Consider the following 21,296-nt stretch of genomic DNA (forward strand, 5'->3'; position numbering starts at 1 on the left):
ATTAATCTAAATAACCATTAATAATCTTTTCGTCCCATCTTTAATCTTGTATACATTGAAAGGCATAATAATGGCTATAGCGGTATCGCTAAAATTAGTATTATTCATTATCTTTCTTTAACCACAAAGGCACAAAGGACACAAAGATATTAATCTAAATAACCATTAATAATCTTTTCGTCCCATCTTTAATCTTGTATACATTGAAAGGTGTAACATTTTATTTTAACCACTAAAGCACAAAGGACACAAAGATGTTATTCTATATAACCATTTATAATCCTTTTAATTCCATCTTTAATCTTGTATACATTAAAATTAATTAACAATCCCAATTTGCATTCCGACAATTTCAAATAAGTTATGGTCTGAGCCAAATGCACATTATTTAATTCTTGAACAGCCTTTAATTCAACAATTAATTTATCTTCAACTAGTAAATCAATTCTATAACCGCAATCTAAAAAAACGTTTCTATATTTTAATGGTAAATTTACCTGGGAGGAAACTTTTAATCCCAATTCTTGCAGTTCGTAAATCATACATGCCTCGTATGCTGATTCAAGCAAGCCAGGCCCTAGTGCCATATGAATTGTATAAGCCACATCTATAACAATAGTGGCAATTTCATTTTCTGTCATAATTCACACAAAATACATAAGATTTCTACCCTTTGTGTCCTTTGTGTCTTTGTGGTTTAATGACCTTATCAACCCATACGGTTAAAATGTACCATTTAGTAGAAGAGTTGTGATGGAACAACTACAATTTATCAATCATATCGATAATTTTATTTTCACTGATTATTGGAACATTTAACTTCGTCGCCTTCTCTAACTTCGAGGGTCCCATGTTATCGCCGGCTACCAAAAAATCAAGTTTGGCCGAAATACCACTTAGTATTTTACCTCCATTTTCTTCAATTAATGCCTTTAGCTCTTCTCTACTATGTTTTTCAAAAGTCCCAGAAATTACAAATGTTTTTCCACTTAATGCATCACTCTGTAGGGTGATCGCATTTTCCTGCACTTCAAATCTTAATCCGGCCGCCTTTAAAAGTTCAATTTGTTGTAAGTGCTCAGGTTTGCTGAAATATTCTTGAATACTTTCTGCAATACGTTCCCCAATTTCATCAATGCTTGTAAGCTCTTCAATAGATGCTTTGGCCAGATTATCGATATTTTTTACTCCTCGAGCCAATTTTTTCGCAACCGTTTCTCCTACATATCGTATTCCTAAACCGAATAAAAGTTTTTCAAAAGGCATCTGCTTCGAATCCTCAATCCCTTTGAGCATATTCTCAATAGAACGTTCCCCAAATCGTTCAATTAATTTGAGTTCGTTAGCTTTTTGGTCTAACGTATATAAATCGCTGATGTGTTTTACCAAACCTCTTTGATAGAATGCTTCAATAGTTTCGTCACCTAAGCCATCAATATTCATCGCCTTGCGACCAATATAATGTTGTATTTTTCCTACAATTTGAGGGGGGCAACCCTCATCATTCGGACAATAATAAGCCACCTCTCCTTGCTTCCTAATCAATGCAGCTCCACATTCTGGACAATGGCTCACATATACCACTGGTGATGCATTTTTCTTTCTGGCAGATAAATTAACCTTAATGATTTTTGGGATAATTTCTCCCCCTTTCTCTACGTAAACCGTATCATGCTCATGCAGATCTAAGCGGATAATTTCATCGGCATTGTGTAACGTTGCCCTTTTAACGGTTGTTCCGGCCAATAAAACGGGTTTAAGATTGGCTACCGGTGTTACCGCTCCGGTTCGGCCCACTTGGTAGGTAACTTTCTCTAACACAGTTTGAACCTCTGCTGCTTTATATTTATAGGAGATGGCCCAACGTGGAGATTTGGCCGTGAAGCCCAATTCTTGCTGCTGCGCATAGCTGTTTACCTTAATCACAATACCATCTATGTCATAGCTCAATTTAAAGCGTTCTTGCTCCCAATAGGAGATAAAGGCGAGCACCTCGTCTATGGTATGGGTTAGTTTAGAATGTTCTGATACATGAAATCCCCATTCTTTCACCGCTTGCAAACTTTCCCAATGGGTTTTAAACAATTGGTGGTTGCTATTAACCGCATACAAAAAACAGTCGAGCGGGCGTTTTCTTACTTCTTTTGAATCCTGCATTTTAACGGTTCCAGCAGCAAAGTTCCGTGGATTTGCATAAGCTACCTCTCCAAGTTCCTCTCGCTCTCTGTTTAATTTTTCGAATGCTGCCCGATGCATAAAAACTTCTCCGCGAATTTCAAAGATTGCTGGAATTCCCTTCCCTTTTATCTGATGGGGGATGGTATGGATGGTTTTGATATTGCTTGTTACATCATCACCCTGTGTACCATCGCCACGGGTAACGGCTCTTATTAAACTGCCGTTTTCGTAAGTTAAACTTATAGATAATCCGTCAAATTTAAGTTCGCACACGTATTCAAAATCCTCGCCAATGGCCTTCTTTACGCGTTCGTCAAAATCACGAAGGTCTTGCTCACTATAGGTATTGCCCAATGAGAGCATAGGCCAATTATGCTTTACCGTGATGAAATTTTTGGTAATATCGCCCCCAACTTTTTGGGTTGGCGAATTGGGATCTGCAAACTCAGGATATTCTTTTTCCAATTTGGCCAGGACTTCCAATTTTTGATCAAATTCATAATCTCCAATGGTTGGCATGGCCAAAACATAATAATTATACGTGTGCTGATTTAACTCAGCAACCAAAGCGTGCATTTGTTCTTTTACGGCAGAAATCGACATGTAACAAAGATAAATATTAGATGTGAGATATGAGATGTGGGATGTGAGATTTGAGCCAGTTAACTCACTAATCTTTCTTCAATCTCGTCAAAGATTTCCAAATAATTATCCTGCAGTTTTACTTTATAGATTTCTAATTGTTCTGTTAACAATCCAACAGTAGTTTCGCTAAAGGGATGAGGCCATAAACGCATACAGATTCGCTGCAGCGCATAGCTGATGTTTTCTATTTTTTGATAACTTAACAAATACCTGCTTGATCTGAAGCTCGTTAAGAAATGAAAGAATTTATCGGTATCGCTAATCCCACATTTTTTAAGAAAAGTATCAATCGCCTCGTCATCAACTTTGTTTAAATGCCCATAGAATGCATTGACATCTATCTTCGAATTTACAACCAATAAGTGATCAAGAACCAATTCGACCCCAATGTGGGCTAAAAATGAAGGTCTTACCTTACTGTCTCCTAAAATAGGGAGCAGTAACTTTTTTAGCCTAGCCGTTTCGACATCAAAAAAAAGAGAAGAGTGAAACAAAAGATCAACTTCCAAGTGCCTCTTCCAACCCTGTAATAACGAATCTAGCTTCAGATTATCGGTAAAGAGATCTGGCTTTTTCTGTGGGTAAAGGTTCCAGTCTTTATGCGCATTCTTGACCAGATCTGGCAATACGGTTCCTATAACCTTATTTTCATCAAGGTTTTCTCTTTCAAAATAAAAATGCGAGAGGAAGTTCATGTTGTGAAGCTAAAAGATTAAAGCCAAAAGACCAAAGCTTATTGGTTAATTTTCCAATCATAGGTAATTAGCAAATTAGTTAATTAGCTAATTATTATCTTTGCCCTCTAAGTTTACGAATAATGAAAAATTTTGTTGATGAATTGCGTTGGAGGGGAATGTTGCATGATATCATGCCAAATACCGAAGAAAAGTTAAAGGAGGGGATGACAGCAGGTTATATCGGCTTTGATCCTACTGCGGATTCTTTGCATATTGGACACCTAACCCAAATTATGACCTTAATTCATTTTCAAAATGCCGGTCATAAACCTTTTGCCCTAGTGGGTGGCGCTACCGGTATGGTTGGCGATCCTTCCGGAAAATCAGACGAAAGAAATCTGCAGACCGAGGAAATGGTTGAGCGCAATTTAGCTGGAATGAAAAAAGAGCTCTCCAAATTTTTAACGTTTGAAGACGCTGGCAACGGAGCTGTAATGGTTAATAATGCGGATTGGTTTAAAAACATCAACTTCCTCGAGTTTATCCGTGATGTTGGAAAGCACATTACCGTTAATTATATGATGGCCAAGGATAGCGTTAAAAAGCGTTTGGAGGGTGATACAGGAATGTCTTTTACCGAATTTAGCTATCAACTTGTTCAAGGATACGATTTTTATTACTTATGGAAACATTATAATTGCGTAATCCAAATGGGCGGTTCGGATCAGTGGGGTAACATTGTAACAGGAACAGAGTTGATTAGAAGGAAAGACGCCGGAACTGCATACGCGATAACTACACAATTAATCAAAAAAACAGACGGAACCAAGTTTGGAAAGACCGAGAGTGGGGCAATTTGGTTAAATGCGGATAGGACATCGCCCTACAAATTTTATCAATTTTGGTTAAATGCGTCCGATGATGATGTTAAAAAATGGATCAGAATTTTTACGCTTAAACACCAGCAAGAAATAGAGAAATTAGAGCAAGAACATGATGCCGCTCCCCATTTGCGCATATTGCAAAAGGCATTGGCCGAAGATATTACCATACGAACACACTCTGCCGAAGCCCTAGAAACAGCCATTAAGACTTCTGAATTTTTATTCGGAAATGGTTCGTTAGAATTCTTAAAAACATTGGATTCGAAAAGTGTGATGGAAATTTTTGAGGGAGTTCCACAGTTCAACATCTCTAAATCAGAACTGGCAAACGGCATCGATATTGCCTCGCTTTTGGCCGAAAAAAGCACCATATTCCCATCAAAGGGAGAAGTGAAAAAAACAATTCAAGGCGGTGGCCTAAGCATAAATAGGACTAAAGTTTTAGAAATGACAGCTGTTTATAGCATAGCTGATTTAATTAACGATCAGTTTATTGTAGTGCAAAAAGGCAAAAAGAATTATTTTTTGATTGTAGCTAAAAGCGATGAAGAGCTAGAGAACTGGGTTGGCTAGTAGCTGTTTGATGTTGTACATTCACCCGCACTTAGGTGTTCTAAGATGTCTAAGATGGTGAAAATATTTTAACGCAGAGAACGCAAAGGCAGTTATCGGTTAACAGTTAAGAATTAGCTAGTCTTTAAAGTGTGTAGCCCTGAGATTGTCGAAGGGCTTATATCGTCTTCGACAAGCTCAGACTGACAATCTGAGGTTTTAAATTAGGTTCCTAGGTTGCCTTAGGTGGTATAAAGGTTATTGAACCAACAAATTACACCCCCTGATATCCGCATGATCAAACCTGCCCAATACTTCGAAACTTCCATCTGGATAGCTCCTACCTAAATCTTGTGTTGCAATAAAAGAGCAAGAATTAAGGTTGGCCAGATCAATGATATTAATGCCTCCGTTTTGCTTGTTTTGCAACAGACTAAGTGGATCTGAGGTATCTCTAAGTACGATCCGCATCCAAGGTGGACAGTTAAAAACGCCGTTCCCGTAAGAATATGCTTGAGAGAGAAGCTCGGTCATGCCGTATTCACTGTGGATTTTTTTCACACTAAAACCCTTTTTTAGCGCTTCATGAAGCTCTTCACGAACCATTTCTTTTCTTTTGCCTTTCATCCCCCCGGTTTCCATTACAATTAGTTCTGGGAAGTGAACCTGAAATTGTTCAACAAAATCTAAAAGTGCATAGGTTACACCAATCAGGATAGTTTTTTGCTGATTTTTTTTCAACGCTGTTAGCACTGAGTAGAGTTGATGAAGATCATGCAAAAAATAACCACTAAGTGCATGTTTACTTTGCTTTAATAAATCATCAACCATATAGATTAATGATGAACCTTCTCGTTCTAAATAGGATGGAAGCAAGGCTAGGATACAGCTTTCTTTGGGATCACCATAAAACTGCTGGAATGCTTTGTTATAGCTTTCTTCGTATATGGCCACATTGGTAACCAAATGTTTGCTGGTGGTTTGTCCCGTTGTACCCGAACTACTAAAAATAATAGCTGGGTTATCCGTGGTACTTAACACTTCATGGGTCTTAAAAAAACCAATTGGCAAAAATGGTATTTCTTTGTAATGTGTTAAAGAAGTGGGGTTAAGATTTAAGTGACTAATATAATCTCTATAAACGCTACAGTTTTTTGCTTGGTGTTTAAAAACCGCCAATGCAGCTTCATTAAAAGAGTTCTCGTCGGATATAGAAAAAATTTGCTTGGCAGTAATCACTGCGCAAAAATACGAAAAAATTAGACTTACGAAGTCTTAAGAGTTCGTAAGTCTTTACTTTGTCTGCGGTTTCATGCTGATCATCGCTTTTCTGAAATGATAGCCACAATAGCCACTAATGCCCGCTGCTAGTCCGCCAATAAGTATTGTAATTAGTAATACAAGGGGCCACATTTTTACACCAAGCATTTCTGCTACCCGAGTGGCCAACACATGGTGATTGGGGAAACTTTTAAAAAGTGCCATTCCGAGCCAAAGCACGCTGACTGCTAAAAATGGTTGCCAAAATGAAATTTTTCCAGTTTTACCAATAATACCACAAGTTGCGAATGAGATTACAATTACAACCCACCATGGTAAAACGAGCTGTAATAAAAATGAAGCAATAATAATAACTATAAAGACCATATTTATTTTTTTGAGATGGTATAGTGAGAGATGATTTTTCCGGATTTATCTGTTTTTGATTGCATAAAAAACAGATCGTATAATTTGCCCTGTGCCCACGTGTCGATCATATTGTCATAAAATGGACTTCCTGGATTTCCAGATTGTCCACCTGGATAAACGCCATGACCTTTAGGCGTTTTGCCGAGCTCTATAACCATCCTCCATGAGGGGCCATTACTTTCGCTCAATGCATTTACCGTACTTTTTCCACCGCCGATCAATAATTTTTTAGAGCCAAAACCCGGGATTTTTGCAAGGTGGGGGATATTGGTATTTTTTACTTTTCCCCAATTCCAATTTTTTCCAATCGGTCCGTATTTTCTTTCTAAGCTATCACAGGCAAACTTGAATGATTCGTTTACCAAATTTGCAAGGGTTTCTTTTTGACTAGTTTTAATATTATCAAACCACCTAGAGTTGGGGTCTTTTTGGATAAGTTCTACCGTTCTATCCCTTGATGGGTAACGCATCGGAATATCGGCAATCGTAAATTCATCATCCCAGATATCAAAACTTAACCTTTTGGTCCACAAATCAAAAATACTTGCGGCAACTTCTTTAGCTTCAAAAAATTTATTCCACTTTGTGGTGATACTTAATGCTTCTTTTTGGGTCGCATTTAATTGGCCTGCATCAATTAGCGGTAAAATACTAGGCAATAAATCTTGAGCGGTAATACTGTAACTGTCGCTTTGAAGGTTCCGAATGCTATCCACATTTGCATTTTTCATTACCGTTAGCCTATCATTTATTCTTTTGCCCCGCTCATAGGGGGCAAACTCCCAATTGATATAATAAGGATAAGAAGGGTCGGTTGAAGATTGGTTGGCCGAACTTACAAAGTTGCGCGGAGGATTTTTAACGGTGGGGTTTTGAGCGGCAGGAATCCAACCATGCCAATCATTTCCAGGATCTGACCCATCTAAAATAAATTTCCCCTGATCTTTCCATTTCAGCGGAAATTTACCGTTTGGCGTAATCGCGATATCATTATCTGCGCTAGCAAATACAAAATTTTGAGCAGGTGCCGTGTAATAGGTTAATGCTTTCCTGTAATCGGCATAATTTCTTCCTCTATTTAAATAATAGAAGGTCATTAATTCATTAGACTTATCATGTGCAATCCATCTTAACGCATTACCAATGGGCACATTATTCGCCCTTGCGTACTTAGGTTTCTGGAAGTACACTACTGGTCCTTGATGCGTATAATACACCGTTTCTGTAGTATCTGCTGCCCCTCTGATTATAATTTTTTCTGTTCGTTTATGGGTTTCTTTCCAACTGTTGTTATACCAATATTCATTGTGCGTATCATCTTTAAATTTAATCTGATAAAAGTCTAGCACATCAGCTGCCACGTTGGTTACGCCCCACGCTATGTTTTGATTAAAACCTATTATAATTCCAGGTGCACCAGGAAGCGAAACGCCGTATGCATTTAAACCCGGGGCATTGAGTTGGATCTGATACCAAATAGAAGGAAGAGTAAGGTCAAGGTGGGGGTCATTAGCTAAGATAGGATAGCCTGAAGCTGTTTTTGCTCCAGATAATGCCCAGTTGTTACTGCCAATACCTTCAATTTTTTGCTTGGTTTTCACATTTCCGGTAAGCATTTCGGTATACCCAGATGGTGTTGGTGGGATGGGTAGAGGTGTAAAATCCCATTTTGTGCCTACCGGGATGATCGGACTTTCTTTAAAAGGATAATCCGGGAAAAGGTCTTTTGTTACTTCAGGACCAAATTTTTTGAGAATGTTGGTCATGTAAAATTCATCAGAGCCCATTGCTAGAACTGCAGACATCTGTTTTAAGAGTAGGGCACATTTAATAGGGGTCCAATCTTCGGGCTTAAAATCCAGTAATTTATATTCTAAAGGCAATTTAGCGTTTGATAACGAGTGGATATAATCATTAATACCCTGCGTATAGGCCAAAATCATCTCTTTTGCCTTAGGATCTTCCATCATTCCTTTCAACGAATTCTCTGCTCCATAAACCATTCCCATCCGGCGTTGATAACGATCAACTTCGATAGCTTTTTTGCCCACGATTTCAGAGATCCTTCCTGCGGCGAAGCGGGTTTGGAAATCCATTTGCCAAAGGCGATGCATAGCCGTAACATAGCCCTGAGCATAATAGGCATCGTGGTCGTTCTGAGCAAAGACATGTGGGATCATCCTATCATCAAAAAAGATCTCAATTTTATCTTGGGCGCCTTTTAACGCCAATTTATGGTTAGATTTTACCATACTGCTTTCGGCATTTTGCCAAAAACCGGTAAAAGGATTCAAGAACTTAAGAATTGGGGGTAAATCTCCAAATTTGGTGTTTAATGCGTAAGCCAATAAAATAGGTACAACAATGCAGATGAGGGCTTTTACTCTATTCATTATGTATTAAAGTTTTTATTTGGTTATTTACTTGTTTCAAAACCAGAAACATATCTGTGCAATTTACTATTAAATTGATTTCAATCGTAATGAAATTATATTTTGGCAAATAAAATTTATGCGATATAGAATTTGTTAGTATCAAAATTTGTGGTAAGTTTATGTTAAATAAACAAAAATAAACTACTTAAGTATGAACAAAATCTTTACAAAAGTCATTTTTATGCTTTGTATGTTACTGGCAACGGGGTTGGCAGTGCATGCGCAAAGCATAGTGGTTAGTGGTACTGTTACAGATAAGCTAACTAAAGAGCCGATTCCGGGCGTAAGTGTAACTGTAAAGGGGAAAACCATTGGATCTTCTACAGATTTGAAGGGGCAATTCTCTTTTAGCACTACCGAAAAAACGCCATTTACCTTAATGGTTTCTTATATAGGTTATACTTCTATAGAAAGAGAAATTACAGGGGCTGCGTCTAACTTAACTTTTGAGTTGGAAAGTGGTGCGATTTTAGGTCAGGAAGTAGTAGTATCGGCATCAAGAACACCTGAGCGTATTCTCGAATCGCCTGTTTCTATCGAACGTATTAGCGCTTCTGCTATTAAAGAACTTCCGGCATCTTCATTCTATGATGCTTTAAATAATTTGAAAGGTGTTGAAATGAGCACGCAAAGTTTAACCTTTAAGTCTGTTAATACGCGTGGTTTTAATGCCAATGGTAACGTTCGTTTTAATCAATATATTGATGGAATGGATAACCAGGCACCTGGTTTAAATTTTTCTGTTGGTAACGTAGTGGGTATGACAGAACTTGATGTGGACAATGTAGAGCTATTGCCAGGCGCAGCATCAGCATTATATGGAGCCGGTGGTATTAACGGTACGTTATTAATGACATCTAAAAACCCTTACCAATATCAAGGTGCGAGTTTTCAATACAAAACGGGGATTAACCATGTTAATGATGACGCAGCGGGTTTACAAGAATATAAAGAGTTAAATGTGCGCGTAGCTAAATCATGGAATAATAAATTTGGCTTTAAATCATCTTTTGGGTTCTTACAGGCTAAAGATTGGATTGCTACAGATACAAGAAATTTTGATAGAACGGCCCGTCAGCTAAAAGGTGGTGATAGAAACAGTGATCCAAACTATGATGGTATCAATATTTATGGTGATGAGATCAGCCAGAATATGATCAACGTTTCACAAAGTGTGCAAAATCAAACCATTACTGGGATTGCAACTGCAACAGGAGGCGCAATTCCGAATATTAAGCTGCAATTAGATGCTATATTTGGTTCGATGGGTGTTGGTGCAACTGCAGCTCCAAGTGCAGCCCAACAAGCCGCTGCTTTAGGCGCGTTGCCGGCAGCCTTAAGACCAGCTGTGCAGAATTATTTGCCGTTTTATGTAGGTTTAAGGGTTCCAGGATTAATTCCAAATCAATTTGTTTCTAGAACAGGCTATGCCGAACCAGATCTTGTGGATTATAATACCAAATCATTAAAAACGTCAACTTCTTTACATTATAGATTTAATAATACTATTGAAGCAATAGCTCAAGCTAACTGGGGAATGGGTACTTCGGTATATACCGGTACTGATCGTTACTCTTTAAGAAACTTTAAAATTGGGCAATACAAATTGGAACTTAAGGGCCAGGATTTCTTCTTAAGAGGATATACCACCCAAGAACGTTCTGGTGAAGCTTACAATGCAACTATATTAGGTACGTTTATCAACGAAGCTTGGAAGCCATCAACCACTTGGTTTCCTCAATATATTGGTAATTATATTGGTGCAAGAGGCGCCGGACAAAGTGATGCGGCTGCTCAAACTTTCGCCAGAGGTGTTGCAGACCAAGGCAGACTAGAGCCAGGATCTGCAGGTTTTAACGCTGCTAAAACTGCAATTACCAAGCTTAACATCGGCCCGGCTAATGGTGCTAAATTCAGTGATAAAACCAACCTCTTCCACTATGAGGGAATGTATAATTTTTCAAATGCATTAAATAATGTAGTTGAACTACAAGTTGGCGCTTCTTACCGTGATTATTTCTTGCATTCTGATGGTACCATCTTCGATGATGCTAATCGTGATATCACTATTGGCGAATACGGGGCATTTGTTCAATTAGGCAAAAAATTGGGCGATAGGTTTAAAATGACTGTTGCTGGTCGCTATGATAAGAGCGAAAATTTTGAAGGTAGAATTACACCCCGTATCACTGGTGTATACACTATTGCCAAAAACAATAACATTAGGGCATCTTTCCAAACCGGTTACCGCAACCCAACTACACAAGATCAATATATAGATTTGGCGGTAGGAGGTGGTTCAACCCGTTTAATAGGTGGATTACCTGAATCACTTAACAAATATGGATTAAATAGCAATAAGGGAGTTACCTCTGCAAGTTATAGGGCATTCGTGGCATCAGCTGCCGCTGGAGCACCAAACCCTACTTTACTACAACCTTATACTTTTGATGCAGAAGGTTTACGTCCAGAAAGCGTTAAATCTTTTGAGTTAGGTTATAAAGGACTGGCCACTAGTAGATTGTTAATCGATACTTATGCGTACTATAATATTTACAAAGATTTTATCGGTGGTGTAGAATTGTTCCAGAACCCTACTACTACTGCCGTTAAATTTAGCGTACCTGTAAATGTACCAGGCGAAGTTAAAGCTTATGGTGGTGCTTTCGGATTAGATTATCAGATGGGTAAATTTAATGTGAACGGAAATACGTCATATAACAAGCTTGGAGATACCCCAGCTACTTTCGACAATAACTTTAATACCCCTGAGTGGAGATTTAATGCAGGAATTGGAAGCAGAGAAATTATTAAAAACTTTGGGTTTAATGTTCAGTACCGCTGGCAGGATGAGTTCTTATGGAGCTCTACCTTTGCTACGGGAACCGTACCATCATACTCAACATTTGATGCACAAGTTAACCTAAAATTACCTGCAGTAAAATCTGTTGTTAAATTAGGTGGATCAAACATCTTGAATAAATATTATGAGACCTCATTTGGTAACCCATCTGTAGGTGCACTTTACTATTTATCATTTACATTTAATCCATAATATTTTTATATTTCGAAAGAGAGCCTCGACAATGTCGGGGCTTTTTTTTGCGCTAAGATTAACAGAATTGTAAGGATTTTAAGATTTATAGAATTAATTGAGGGTATTTCTTAACTTTTTGTGCATAGATAAAACAATTATTGAAACTATTTCTTTTAATACTAGTTCATATTGAACTTTAGCTTGATTATTAGATCAAATCCGACCTTTAGTGAAATGCTATGGCAATGATCCTCAGATTCTAAAGGCCTTTATAAAATTGCTTTTAATTAAATCGTGTTTTATAATGGATTTTTAATATTTTTAGCGTATCAGATAGGAAATTAATCTCAAACAAGATTTGAATTAATTTATACACAATTAACTTATGGAAGAAGGAAATAACACCGAAAAAGAGGAAATTATAGCAGCCGCAGCATCAGAACATCATCAAGACGATATCATCCAGCATCTTAATAATCCTGTAACCGATCTTAAGCCTATAGTTAAGCAATATTTAACTTCAGTAACAAAAGTTAAAAAAGAAGGCAATAAGTTTTATTTTTCGGATGATAGTGCGAAAGTAGAAGTAAGGATAGTTAGCGATGAAATCATCAGAGTGAGGTTAGCCCCACATGGTGTTTTCCTTGACGATTTCTCTTACGCGGTTCCCGTTGTAGACCAGAAGGTAACCACTTTTAGATTAGAAGAAGACGAAGAATTTTATTCCATCTCTACCAATACCGTTACCTGTAAGGTTAGTAAAGCAGATTTTCTAATTTCTTTTACTGATGTCACCTCTGGTATGGTAATGAGCAAAGACGAATCCCCAATGCACTGGGAAGAAAATGTGGAGTTCGGAGGCTATTATGTCTATGCAACTAAAGATAATTCTCCAGAAGAAAACTTTTTCGGTTTAGGAGATAAATCTGGTAATATGAATTTGCGTGGAAGGAAATTCCAAAACTGGAATACAGACGCTTATTCTTTTGGTTGGGACCAAGATCCGTTATATCGAACCATTCCGTTTTACATAGGCATTCACCAAGAGGCCAGCTATGGGATATTTTTTGATAATACCTTCAAATCCTATTTTGATTTTGGGATGGAAGCCAACGATAAAACGAGTTTTTGGGCCGATGGTGGGGAACTTCAATACTATTATATCCATGGCCCGCATATGATGGACGTAGTTAAACGCTATCAAACACTTACGGGTACCCACCAATTACCCCCAAAATGGGCTTTGGGATTTCATCAATGTAGATGGAGCTATTATCCTGAAAAAAAGGTAAGAGAGATAGCGGATGGATTCAGATCACGCAATATTCCATGTGATGCCATCTATCTTGATATCGATTACATGGATGGCTATCGCTGTTTTACTTGGAATAAAAAATACTTTCCAGATCCAAAAAAAATGATCAAGGATCTCGCAAATATCGGTATGAAAACCGTTGTGATGATCGATCCCGGAATTAAGGTGGATGATAATTATTGGGTATTTAAAGAGGGAAAGGAGAATAATTATTTCTGCCGCCGTAGTGATGACTATTTTATGGAAGGTCATGTTTGGCCTGGAAGATGTCAATTTCCTGATTTTACCAACCCAACCGTAAGAGATTGGTGGGGCGGTTTATACAAAGAATTAGTGGATATCGGAGTAGCAGGCTTTTGGAACGATATGAATGAGCCGGCTGTTTTTGGTGCAGGTACTTTCCCGAATGATGTAAGGCATAATTATGATGGTTATCGCGGTTCGCACCGAAAAGCACACAATGTATATGGAATGCAAATGGTGCGCTCTACCTATGAAGGTTTAAAAAAATTACAACGAAATAAACGGCCATTTACCATTACAAGAGCAGGATATTCGGGTATGCAACGATACGCCTGTGTTTGGACAGGAGATAATGTGGCAACTTGGGAACACCTCAAATTGGGTAATATCCAATGTCAACGGATGTCTGTTTCTGGAGTACCCTTTTGTGGAACCGATATAGGTGGCTTTAGCGGCGAACCTGATGGCGAATTATTTACGCGTTGGATCCAATTGGGAACGTTCTCACCCTTTATGAGGGCTCACTCTGCCGGAGATACCTCAGAACGTGAACCTTGGAGTTTCGGAGAACCTTATACCAGTATCAATAGGAAATTTATCGAATTGAGATATCGCTTAATGCCCTATATTTATTCGGTATTTTGGGAGCATCACCGCTATGGTTTTCCTATTTTAAGGCCTTTGGTGATGTTAGAACAGGATAAAATCAGCAATCATTTCAGACAGGACGAATTTAGCTTTGGCGATAAGATTTTGGTTTGCCCCGTGCTCGAACAAGGTGCCGTTTCTAGAATCGTTTATCTACCTAAAGGCCAATGGTACAACTTCTGGACCCACGAACTGTTAAACGGAGAAAACGAATATAATGTGGAAGCGCCTTTAGAAGATATGCCTTTGTTTGTGAGGGCAGGATCTGTAATTCCAGAGTATCCTGTAATGCAATATGTTGGAGAAAAACCAATAGATGAAGTTTGGTTAAACGTATATTATGCCGATTTTGAAGTAAACTCTTTCCTTTTTGAAGATCATGGCGATACTTTCGCCTATGAACAGGATATTTACCTAGAAAAGAAGTTTAGCGTAAAAGGCGATGGAAAAAACCTGGTAATCCAACAAGCTACAGAAGGATTATATACGCCGAATTATGAACTCTATGATTATAATGTAATCGGATTACCTTTTGAAATCACCAAAATTTTTGTCGACGATAAGGAAGTTACTACATACCATATTGATGATAAGAAACGGTTGAGATTTAAATCGAATAAGAATTTTATTCATATTAAGATAATAGGGGGATAGGAGGATAATCATTATTAATTGTTAAATTGTTAAATTGTTGCATTGTTGCATGGGATTCAACCTAGCAATATAATCACAAAGTGATTCCTTTGGGACAATACAGCAATACAACAATATGTATTTTAACTCCTAAAATGGCACGAAGAAACCCCATAGAGATTGCGCAAAACCCTTTTGATGCGTACCAGAAAAGTGTTTGGGTCCATAGCATATTAACGGATTTTGATATCTCACTTTTTGTTTCTGGAAAGCACTTTCGGTTATACGAAAAGATGGGAGCGCATTTGCTCACTGTAAATAAAACCAATGGAACCTACTTTTCGGTTTGGGCACCCAATGCCCAAGAAGTAGCCGTAATGGGCAATTTTAACAATTGGGACCGACAAAAACATCAATTATATAAAAGATGGGATGCTTCGGGAATTTGGGAAGGCTTTATTCCATACGTGGCCAAAGGGGAGGTTTATAAATATTATATCAAAGGTTTTGATGGCTCGGATATAGAAAAAGGTGATCCTTATGCGTTGCGCTGGGAACATCCACCCCAAAAAGCTTCCATTGTTTGGGATACAGATTACAGTTGGAAAGATAAAAGCTGGCTTACAAAACGTCCAAAACTAAACGCATTAGACCAGCCGATGTCTGTTTACGAGCTCCATTTAGGTTCTTGGCAGCGCGATCCTAGCAATCCAGAAAGAGTATTGAGCTATGGCGAAATTGCTACAAGCTTAGTGCCCTATATTTTAGAAATGGGTTTTACTCACGTAGAACTGATGCCTATTATGGAATATCCCTATTACCCATCATGGGGATATCAGATTACAGGATACTTTGCCGCCAGCTCCCGTCATGGTACGCCCCAAGATCTAATGTTCCTGATAGAAGAACTTCATAAAAACGATATTGCCGTAATTTTAGATTGGGTGCCTTCACACTTTCCAGGCGATGCAAATGGCCTATTTAATTTTGATGGAACACACTTGTTTGAACATGCAGATATGCGCAAGGGGTTTCATCCCGATTGGAAATCCTATATTTTTAATTATGATAGGAACGAGGTACGCTCTTTTCTGATCAGCAATGCCATGTTCTGGTTAGACCAATACCATGCTGATGGATTACGTGTGGATGCTGTAGCTTCAATGTTGTATTTCGATTTTTCGAGAACAGCCGAGGAATCAGGCACCAATGAATTTGGCGGAAGCGATAATCTTGGTGCCATCGCTTTCCTCAAAGATTTGAACGAAGCTATCTATAGTAGTTACAAGGGAGTGCAGACCATTGCAGAAGAAAGCAGCACGTTTGATGGAGTTACCCGACCAGTATATGCCGGTGGATTAGGCTTTGGCATGAAATGGATGATGGGTTGGATGAATGATACCCTAAAATATTTTAAAAATGACCCGATAGCCAGAAAACACCATCATCATCAGCTTACATTTAGCATGACCTACGCTTTTACGGAAAATTTCATGTTGCCCTTTTCGCACGATGAAGTGGTACACGGTAAGTCGTCTATGATCTATAAAATGCCTGGAGACGAATGGCAGAAGTTTGCAAATCTCCGTGTTTTATACGCCTATATGTTTACCCATCCAGGTACTAAACTACTCTTTATGGGGAACGAATTTGCCCAAACCACCGAATGGAATTTTACGGAATCCTTAAACTGGGATTTACTTAAACACGCACCCCACGCAGGGATGCAACAATTAGTTAAGCAACTTAACCTACTTTACCGCAAGGAACCAGCTTTATACAAATACAATTTCTCTTATGAAGGCTTCGAATGGATTGATGCCGATGATGCCGATAGTTCGATATTTATCTATTCAAGAAAATCTGATAAAGCAAAAGACACCCTGATTATCGTACTTAATCTTACCCCGGTTTACCGAACTGCATTTACCATTGGTGTGCCTTCGAAAGGAAAATGGAAGGAAATTTTTAATAGCGACAATACATTGTTCTATGGTTCAGGGAAATTGAATGATGGACTTTCAAAAACCGAAAATCAGCCTTCCCATAATCAGAAACAGTCTATTACGGTTAACATTCCGCCTCTTGGAGTGTGTATCTTCAAAAAATCTAGTGTTGCTAAATGACCAAAAGAAAGTTTGATTTCTATAAGAACAGCAAAGCTGAATGGTATTTAGCACTTCCAGAATGGGATGGTGATCCCGAAGATCTACAGATGGTAGAGGGAGGAGATAAGTGGTTGGATCTGATTAGTAACCATGCATCTAAGCTATCAGTTTGGATGTCTGATGAAAGTTTTGAGGGGGCTTCAATTTTAACCTTATTGCACATTAGGGAACAGAATTTAGGTGGAGGGGGAAGCTATTATTTAGAAACTTACAAAAATCAGAAAATAGAGCTCAAAATTTGGTTTTGCAATGTCACTGAGTTTGTTTTTGGCGCCTATCCACAACGCCTATATTTTGCACTGTAATAGGAAGATAACTCACTTTAATTTCGAAGTTTTTAACTAATAAAAGAAAATATTAGCCCAGCTTTTATCTTAACTATTTAAAATTAACCTCTTCTCTAGCTTTAGAACTGTAGAGCGCCCCCCTATCACTTTTGTTTTAAAATTTCATTTATATAGCAAGCCTATTGGCACATTGCATATTTTTTAAGCGTTATAACATTCATATAATCAATTTTACTATATTTAACCTTTAACGCTCTAAATAATCACGCATGTGGATCATGAAAATAAGTCTGTTTAGCTAATTATGGAGAAAAAATCCAAAAAGTTATCCGACTGGTTTTTAGCCAGACCTCGAACCACGGGCTTTATATTTTTTCTTTTCCTGTTGTGCCTTATCATTCTGATTGTTAGCCAACGTTACCAAATTTTTAAAGAAAATAAAGAGCGTGAAATTTCCAATATTGCTAATAGTGTAGAAAAAAATATCGAACAATCTTTAAAAAATGGGTACACGGTTGCACTTACCTTGGCGCTAACTATTGATAATGATGGAGTTCCACAAAATTTCGAAAAGGTAGCGGAGCAATTAGTGCGTTCCAATCCTGATTTAAAAGCGGTACAGCTAGTTCCAAATGGTGTAATTAAATATGTTTACCCCATTGCAGGAAATGAGAAAGTTATAAATCTAGATCTTTTTAAAAGTCCGCCTGTAACTATACTTGAGGCCAAAAAAGCTATTGATACCCGCAAAATGTATTACCAAGGACCTGTTAAACTAACCCAGGGCGGTATGGGTGTGGTAGGTAGGCTGCCTTTGTTCATAAATAATAAATTTTGGGGGTTTTCGGCTATTGTTATTGAATTGGAAACCCTATTTAAACAAGCGGGAATCGATAATAAAAAATATGAAAATTTTCGTTTCCAATTTTCCAAAATCAATCAAGTAACACATAAGGAAGAATTTTTTCTTCCCGGCGGGAATAATTTCACTGCTAGCCAGTCTAAATCCATTACTTTTCCGGAAGGCAATTGGAAATTATATGTAATCAATATCGAGCCTCATAGCACTTGGTTTACCATTATTGGCGCATTGGTGTTCGGATTAAGTTTAACGGGCTTATCGAGTTATTTACTTACCCGATTACTGAGAAAACAGGCGCAATTGCAACACTCGCTAATTGATACCGAAAGTAAATTTAAAAAGATTTTTGACCATGCAGCTATAGGAATAGCCAGGATTAACTCTAAAACAGGAGATATTTTAGAAGTAAACCCTCATCTGTGTGCTTTTTTAGGATATACCAAAACCGAGCTAATGGATAAAAAAATAAAATCAATTATCTATCCTGAAGATTTGGAAGAAGATGCAATTTTATTTAATAAACTTTTAACCGGAGAAATAAGACAATTTGATAGGGAGAAGCGATATGTAAATAAAAATGGCAGTGTTCTTTGGGGCAATGTAAATATTACGGCATTATGGAACGAAGGAGATGAGCCCAGTAACCATATTATAATTGTTGAAGATGTAACAAAACGCAAAGCAGAAGAACAGATCTTAATAGCATCCCAACAAAGGATAGAATCATTAATTAATACGATAGATGGAATTGTATGGGAGGGGAACATTAGTGAAAATACCTGCACCTTTATCAGTAAAAAAGTATATGATATTTTGGGCTATACTCCCAAACAATGGATGACAATCCCAAGGTTCTGGTTTAATCATTTACATCCCGATGATAAGGACTGGGTTGATGAGTATGTCACCAAGTCTACAGAGGAAAGAACACAACGTGACTTTGAATATCGGATGATCGCTAAAGATGGATCAATCGTGTGGATTAGAGACATCGTTGCAGTTATTGATGAAATTGGTCAACCTTTAAGGCTTCGGGGTATAATGATTGACGTTACCAGCAAAATCCAAGCTACAGACGCACTTAATAAATCTTTTAATCTTGTAACCGAACAAAATAAACGATTACTTAATTTTTCTTATATCGTTTCCCATAATTTAAGGTCGCATGCGAGCAATATCCAAGGAATTTCTGTCTTAATAGAGAATGCATCAAGCGAAGAGGATAGAGATGAAATGATCCAATTGTTGAAAAAAGTAGCAACAAACTTAAACGAAACCCTATTTAACCTCAACAATATCGTAAATATTCAAAACAGCATCGACATTATTGTAGAGCCGTTAAATCTGAACGAATATTTGTTAAAGACAATAGCTACCCAAAATTCTCAGATTCTGCTTCGGGAAGCCACCATTGTGAATAAAGTACCAAATGATATCAGGGTTAACTATAATCGGGCCTACCTAGAAAGTATTTTGCTCAATTTAATTTCTAATGCGCTTCGATATAGCCATCCCGATAGGAAGCCCGTAATTTCCCTCACCTGTTTTACAGAAAACGACCAATTGGTACTGAGGGTCTCAGACAATGGTATAGGGATCGATTTAAAGAAACACGGCGAAAGGATGTTTGGTATTTATCAAACATTTAACGGTAACGCTGATGCACGTGGATTTGGGCTTTTTATTACTAAAAACCAAATCGAAGCCATGGGTGGTAAAATTGCAGTAGAAAGTTCTGTAGGTATGGGCACCACTTTTAAGATCTATTTTAAAGGCTAGTGATCGGACGACTTAAGTCATCCGATCACTATATTACAAACAAATCCATTTCATGTTGGTTGTTAATGTAATTAAAAACATTTAACCCTATGAAAACAAAAATTATTTTGTCTTTGGCCACTAGTGCATTATTAATGATTGCAGCGTGCCAAAGCAATACTAAAACTGATTCAGCAACAGACAGTACCTCTACCAATCCAGCTGCTACAGACACAAGCGCAAAAACTATAAAACCTACAGGCCCTGAGCCAGATTGGGCGCCAGGAATTAAACCTGAAATGCAAGCTGTAATTGAAAAATTAGCGAGCTATGGCGATAAATCAATTCCTACATTAACCGCAGTTGAAGCACGTAAAAACCATACTCCCACTGATGCGGTGATGGATCTAATGGCAGAAAATAACATCCAAATGCCGGTTATGAAAATAGATACCATGGGCAAAGAAATTCCCGTTAGTGGCGGAACCGTTCATGTTAGGATTTATACTCCACAAGGTGGATATGCACCATTTCCGGTTATTGTGTACTATCATGGCGGAGGATTCGTAATTGCCAATATCGATGTGTACGATGCTTCTGCAAAGGCATTGGCCGATCAGGTTGGTGCTGTAGTGGTTTCCGTAGCCTATAGATTAGCTCCAGAGCATAAGTTTCCAACTGCGCATAACGATGCTTTCTCAGCCTATGAATGGGTAGTTAAAAATGCCGCATCAATTAAAGGCGACCCGAAAAGAATCGCCGTAGCCGGCGAAAGTGCAGGCGGCAATTTGGCCATAAACACGGCAATTAGAGCAAGAGACCAAAAAATGATGATACCTACAGCTATTTTGGCCGTTTATCCTGTTGCAGGCTCTGATATGGCTACCCCATCATATACCAAAAATGCAAAAGCAAAACCTTTGGATAAACCTATGATGATGTGGTTCGTGAAAAATTATCTTAACAACATGGCTGAAGCCAAAGATCCAAGAATTAATTTACTGGCGGCCAACCTCAATGGATTACCAGCAACAACAATAATCACCGCACAGTTTGATCCACTTCAAAGCGAAGGCATGCACCTGGCCGAGATGTTAAAAACGGTAGGAGTAGCTGTTGATAGTAAAAACTACGATGGTGTTACCCATGAATTTTTTGGAATGGGAGCCGTAGTTCCCCAAGCTAAGGATGCTATGGGTTATGCGGCTGATCAACTGAAAAAAGCGTTTGGTAAATAAGTCATCAGTCTTGAGCTAACTCATAAAAAAGGGATAAACTTTATAGT

General features: G+C 38.1%; 13 protein-coding genes. 7 read left to right on the forward strand and 6 right to left on the reverse strand.

What is annotated here, in order from left to right; all coding sequences use genetic code 11:
- Positions 1–257 precede the first annotated feature (257 nt).
- From AC6H0V_RS01540 to AC6H0V_RS01550, 3 genes are all read right to left on the reverse strand, one after another.
- Complete coding sequence (locus tag AC6H0V_RS01540; protein WP_497561945.1) at positions 258–641, reverse strand: GxxExxY protein; 384 nt, start codon at positions 639–641, stop codon at positions 258–260.
- Positions 642–762: 121 nt separating this feature from the next.
- Positions 763–2,781 (reverse strand): NAD-dependent DNA ligase LigA, encoded by a 2,019-nt coding sequence (gene ligA / locus AC6H0V_RS01545; RefSeq protein WP_497561946.1) that lies wholly within the window; start codon positions 2,779–2,781, stop codon positions 763–765.
- Positions 2,782–2,840: 59 nt separating this feature from the next.
- Positions 2,841–3,518 (reverse strand): ACP phosphodiesterase, encoded by a 678-nt coding sequence (locus tag AC6H0V_RS01550; protein WP_497561947.1) that lies wholly within the window; start codon positions 3,516–3,518, stop codon positions 2,841–2,843.
- A 122-nt stretch (positions 3,519–3,640) separates the two neighbouring features.
- Between AC6H0V_RS01550 and tyrS the strand changes: the two genes are divergently transcribed.
- Entirely contained in the window at positions 3,641–4,957 is a 1,317-nt protein-coding gene (tyrS, locus tag AC6H0V_RS01555; RefSeq protein ID WP_497561948.1) for a tyrosine--tRNA ligase, read from the forward strand.
- A gap of 237 nt (positions 4,958–5,194) precedes the next feature.
- Here the strand turns inward: tyrS and AC6H0V_RS01560 are convergent, their stop codons facing one another.
- From AC6H0V_RS01560 to AC6H0V_RS01570, 3 genes are read right to left on the reverse strand one after another with little or no spacing between them, the layout of a single operon-like run.
- Complete coding sequence (locus AC6H0V_RS01560) at positions 5,195–6,175, reverse strand: LuxE/PaaK family acyltransferase (RefSeq protein ID WP_497561949.1); 981 nt, start codon at positions 6,173–6,175, stop codon at positions 5,195–5,197.
- Positions 6,176–6,229: 54 nt separating this feature from the next.
- A complete protein-coding gene (locus tag AC6H0V_RS01565) occupies positions 6,230–6,583 on the reverse strand; it encodes a hypothetical protein (protein ID WP_497561950.1) in 354 nt (117 codons plus the stop codon).
- A 2-nt stretch (positions 6,584–6,585) separates the two neighbouring features.
- Positions 6,586–9,018: a penicillin acylase family protein gene (locus AC6H0V_RS01570; RefSeq protein WP_497561951.1), complete on the reverse strand. Its 2,433-nt coding sequence runs from the start codon at positions 9,016–9,018 to the stop codon at positions 6,586–6,588.
- Positions 9,019–9,211: 193 nt separating this feature from the next.
- On the opposite strand from AC6H0V_RS01570, the gene AC6H0V_RS01575 reads away from it, so the two are divergent.
- The 6 genes from AC6H0V_RS01575 (at position 9,212) to AC6H0V_RS01600 (ending at position 21,249) form a co-directional block, all read left to right on the forward strand.
- On the forward strand, positions 9,212–12,115 hold the full coding sequence (locus AC6H0V_RS01575; RefSeq protein ID WP_497561952.1) for a TonB-dependent receptor: 2,904 nt from the start codon (positions 9,212–9,214) through the stop codon (positions 12,113–12,115).
- 367 nt (positions 12,116–12,482) lie between these two features.
- Entirely contained in the window at positions 12,483–14,957 is a 2,475-nt protein-coding gene (locus tag AC6H0V_RS01580; protein WP_497561953.1) for a glycoside hydrolase family 31 protein, read from the forward strand.
- Between the two features lie 134 nt (positions 14,958–15,091).
- On the forward strand, positions 15,092–17,062 hold the full coding sequence (gene glgB / locus AC6H0V_RS01585) for a 1,4-alpha-glucan branching protein GlgB (protein ID WP_497561954.1): 1,971 nt from the start codon (positions 15,092–15,094) through the stop codon (positions 17,060–17,062).
- A complete protein-coding gene (locus tag AC6H0V_RS01590) occupies positions 17,059–17,409 on the forward strand; it encodes a DUF6717 family protein (protein ID WP_497561955.1) in 351 nt (116 codons plus the stop codon). The genes glgB and AC6H0V_RS01590 overlap by 4 nt, the downstream gene beginning before the upstream one ends.
- 286 nt (positions 17,410–17,695) lie before the next feature.
- Entirely contained in the window at positions 17,696–20,032 is a 2,337-nt protein-coding gene (locus AC6H0V_RS01595; protein ID WP_497561956.1) for a sensor histidine kinase, read from the forward strand.
- An 89-nt stretch (positions 20,033–20,121) separates the two neighbouring features.
- Complete coding sequence (locus AC6H0V_RS01600) at positions 20,122–21,249, forward strand: alpha/beta hydrolase (RefSeq protein ID WP_497561957.1); 1,128 nt, start codon at positions 20,122–20,124, stop codon at positions 21,247–21,249.
- Positions 21,250–21,296: the final 47 nt, after the last annotated feature.

It is taken from the genome of Pedobacter sp. NO84, assembly GCF_059703915.1.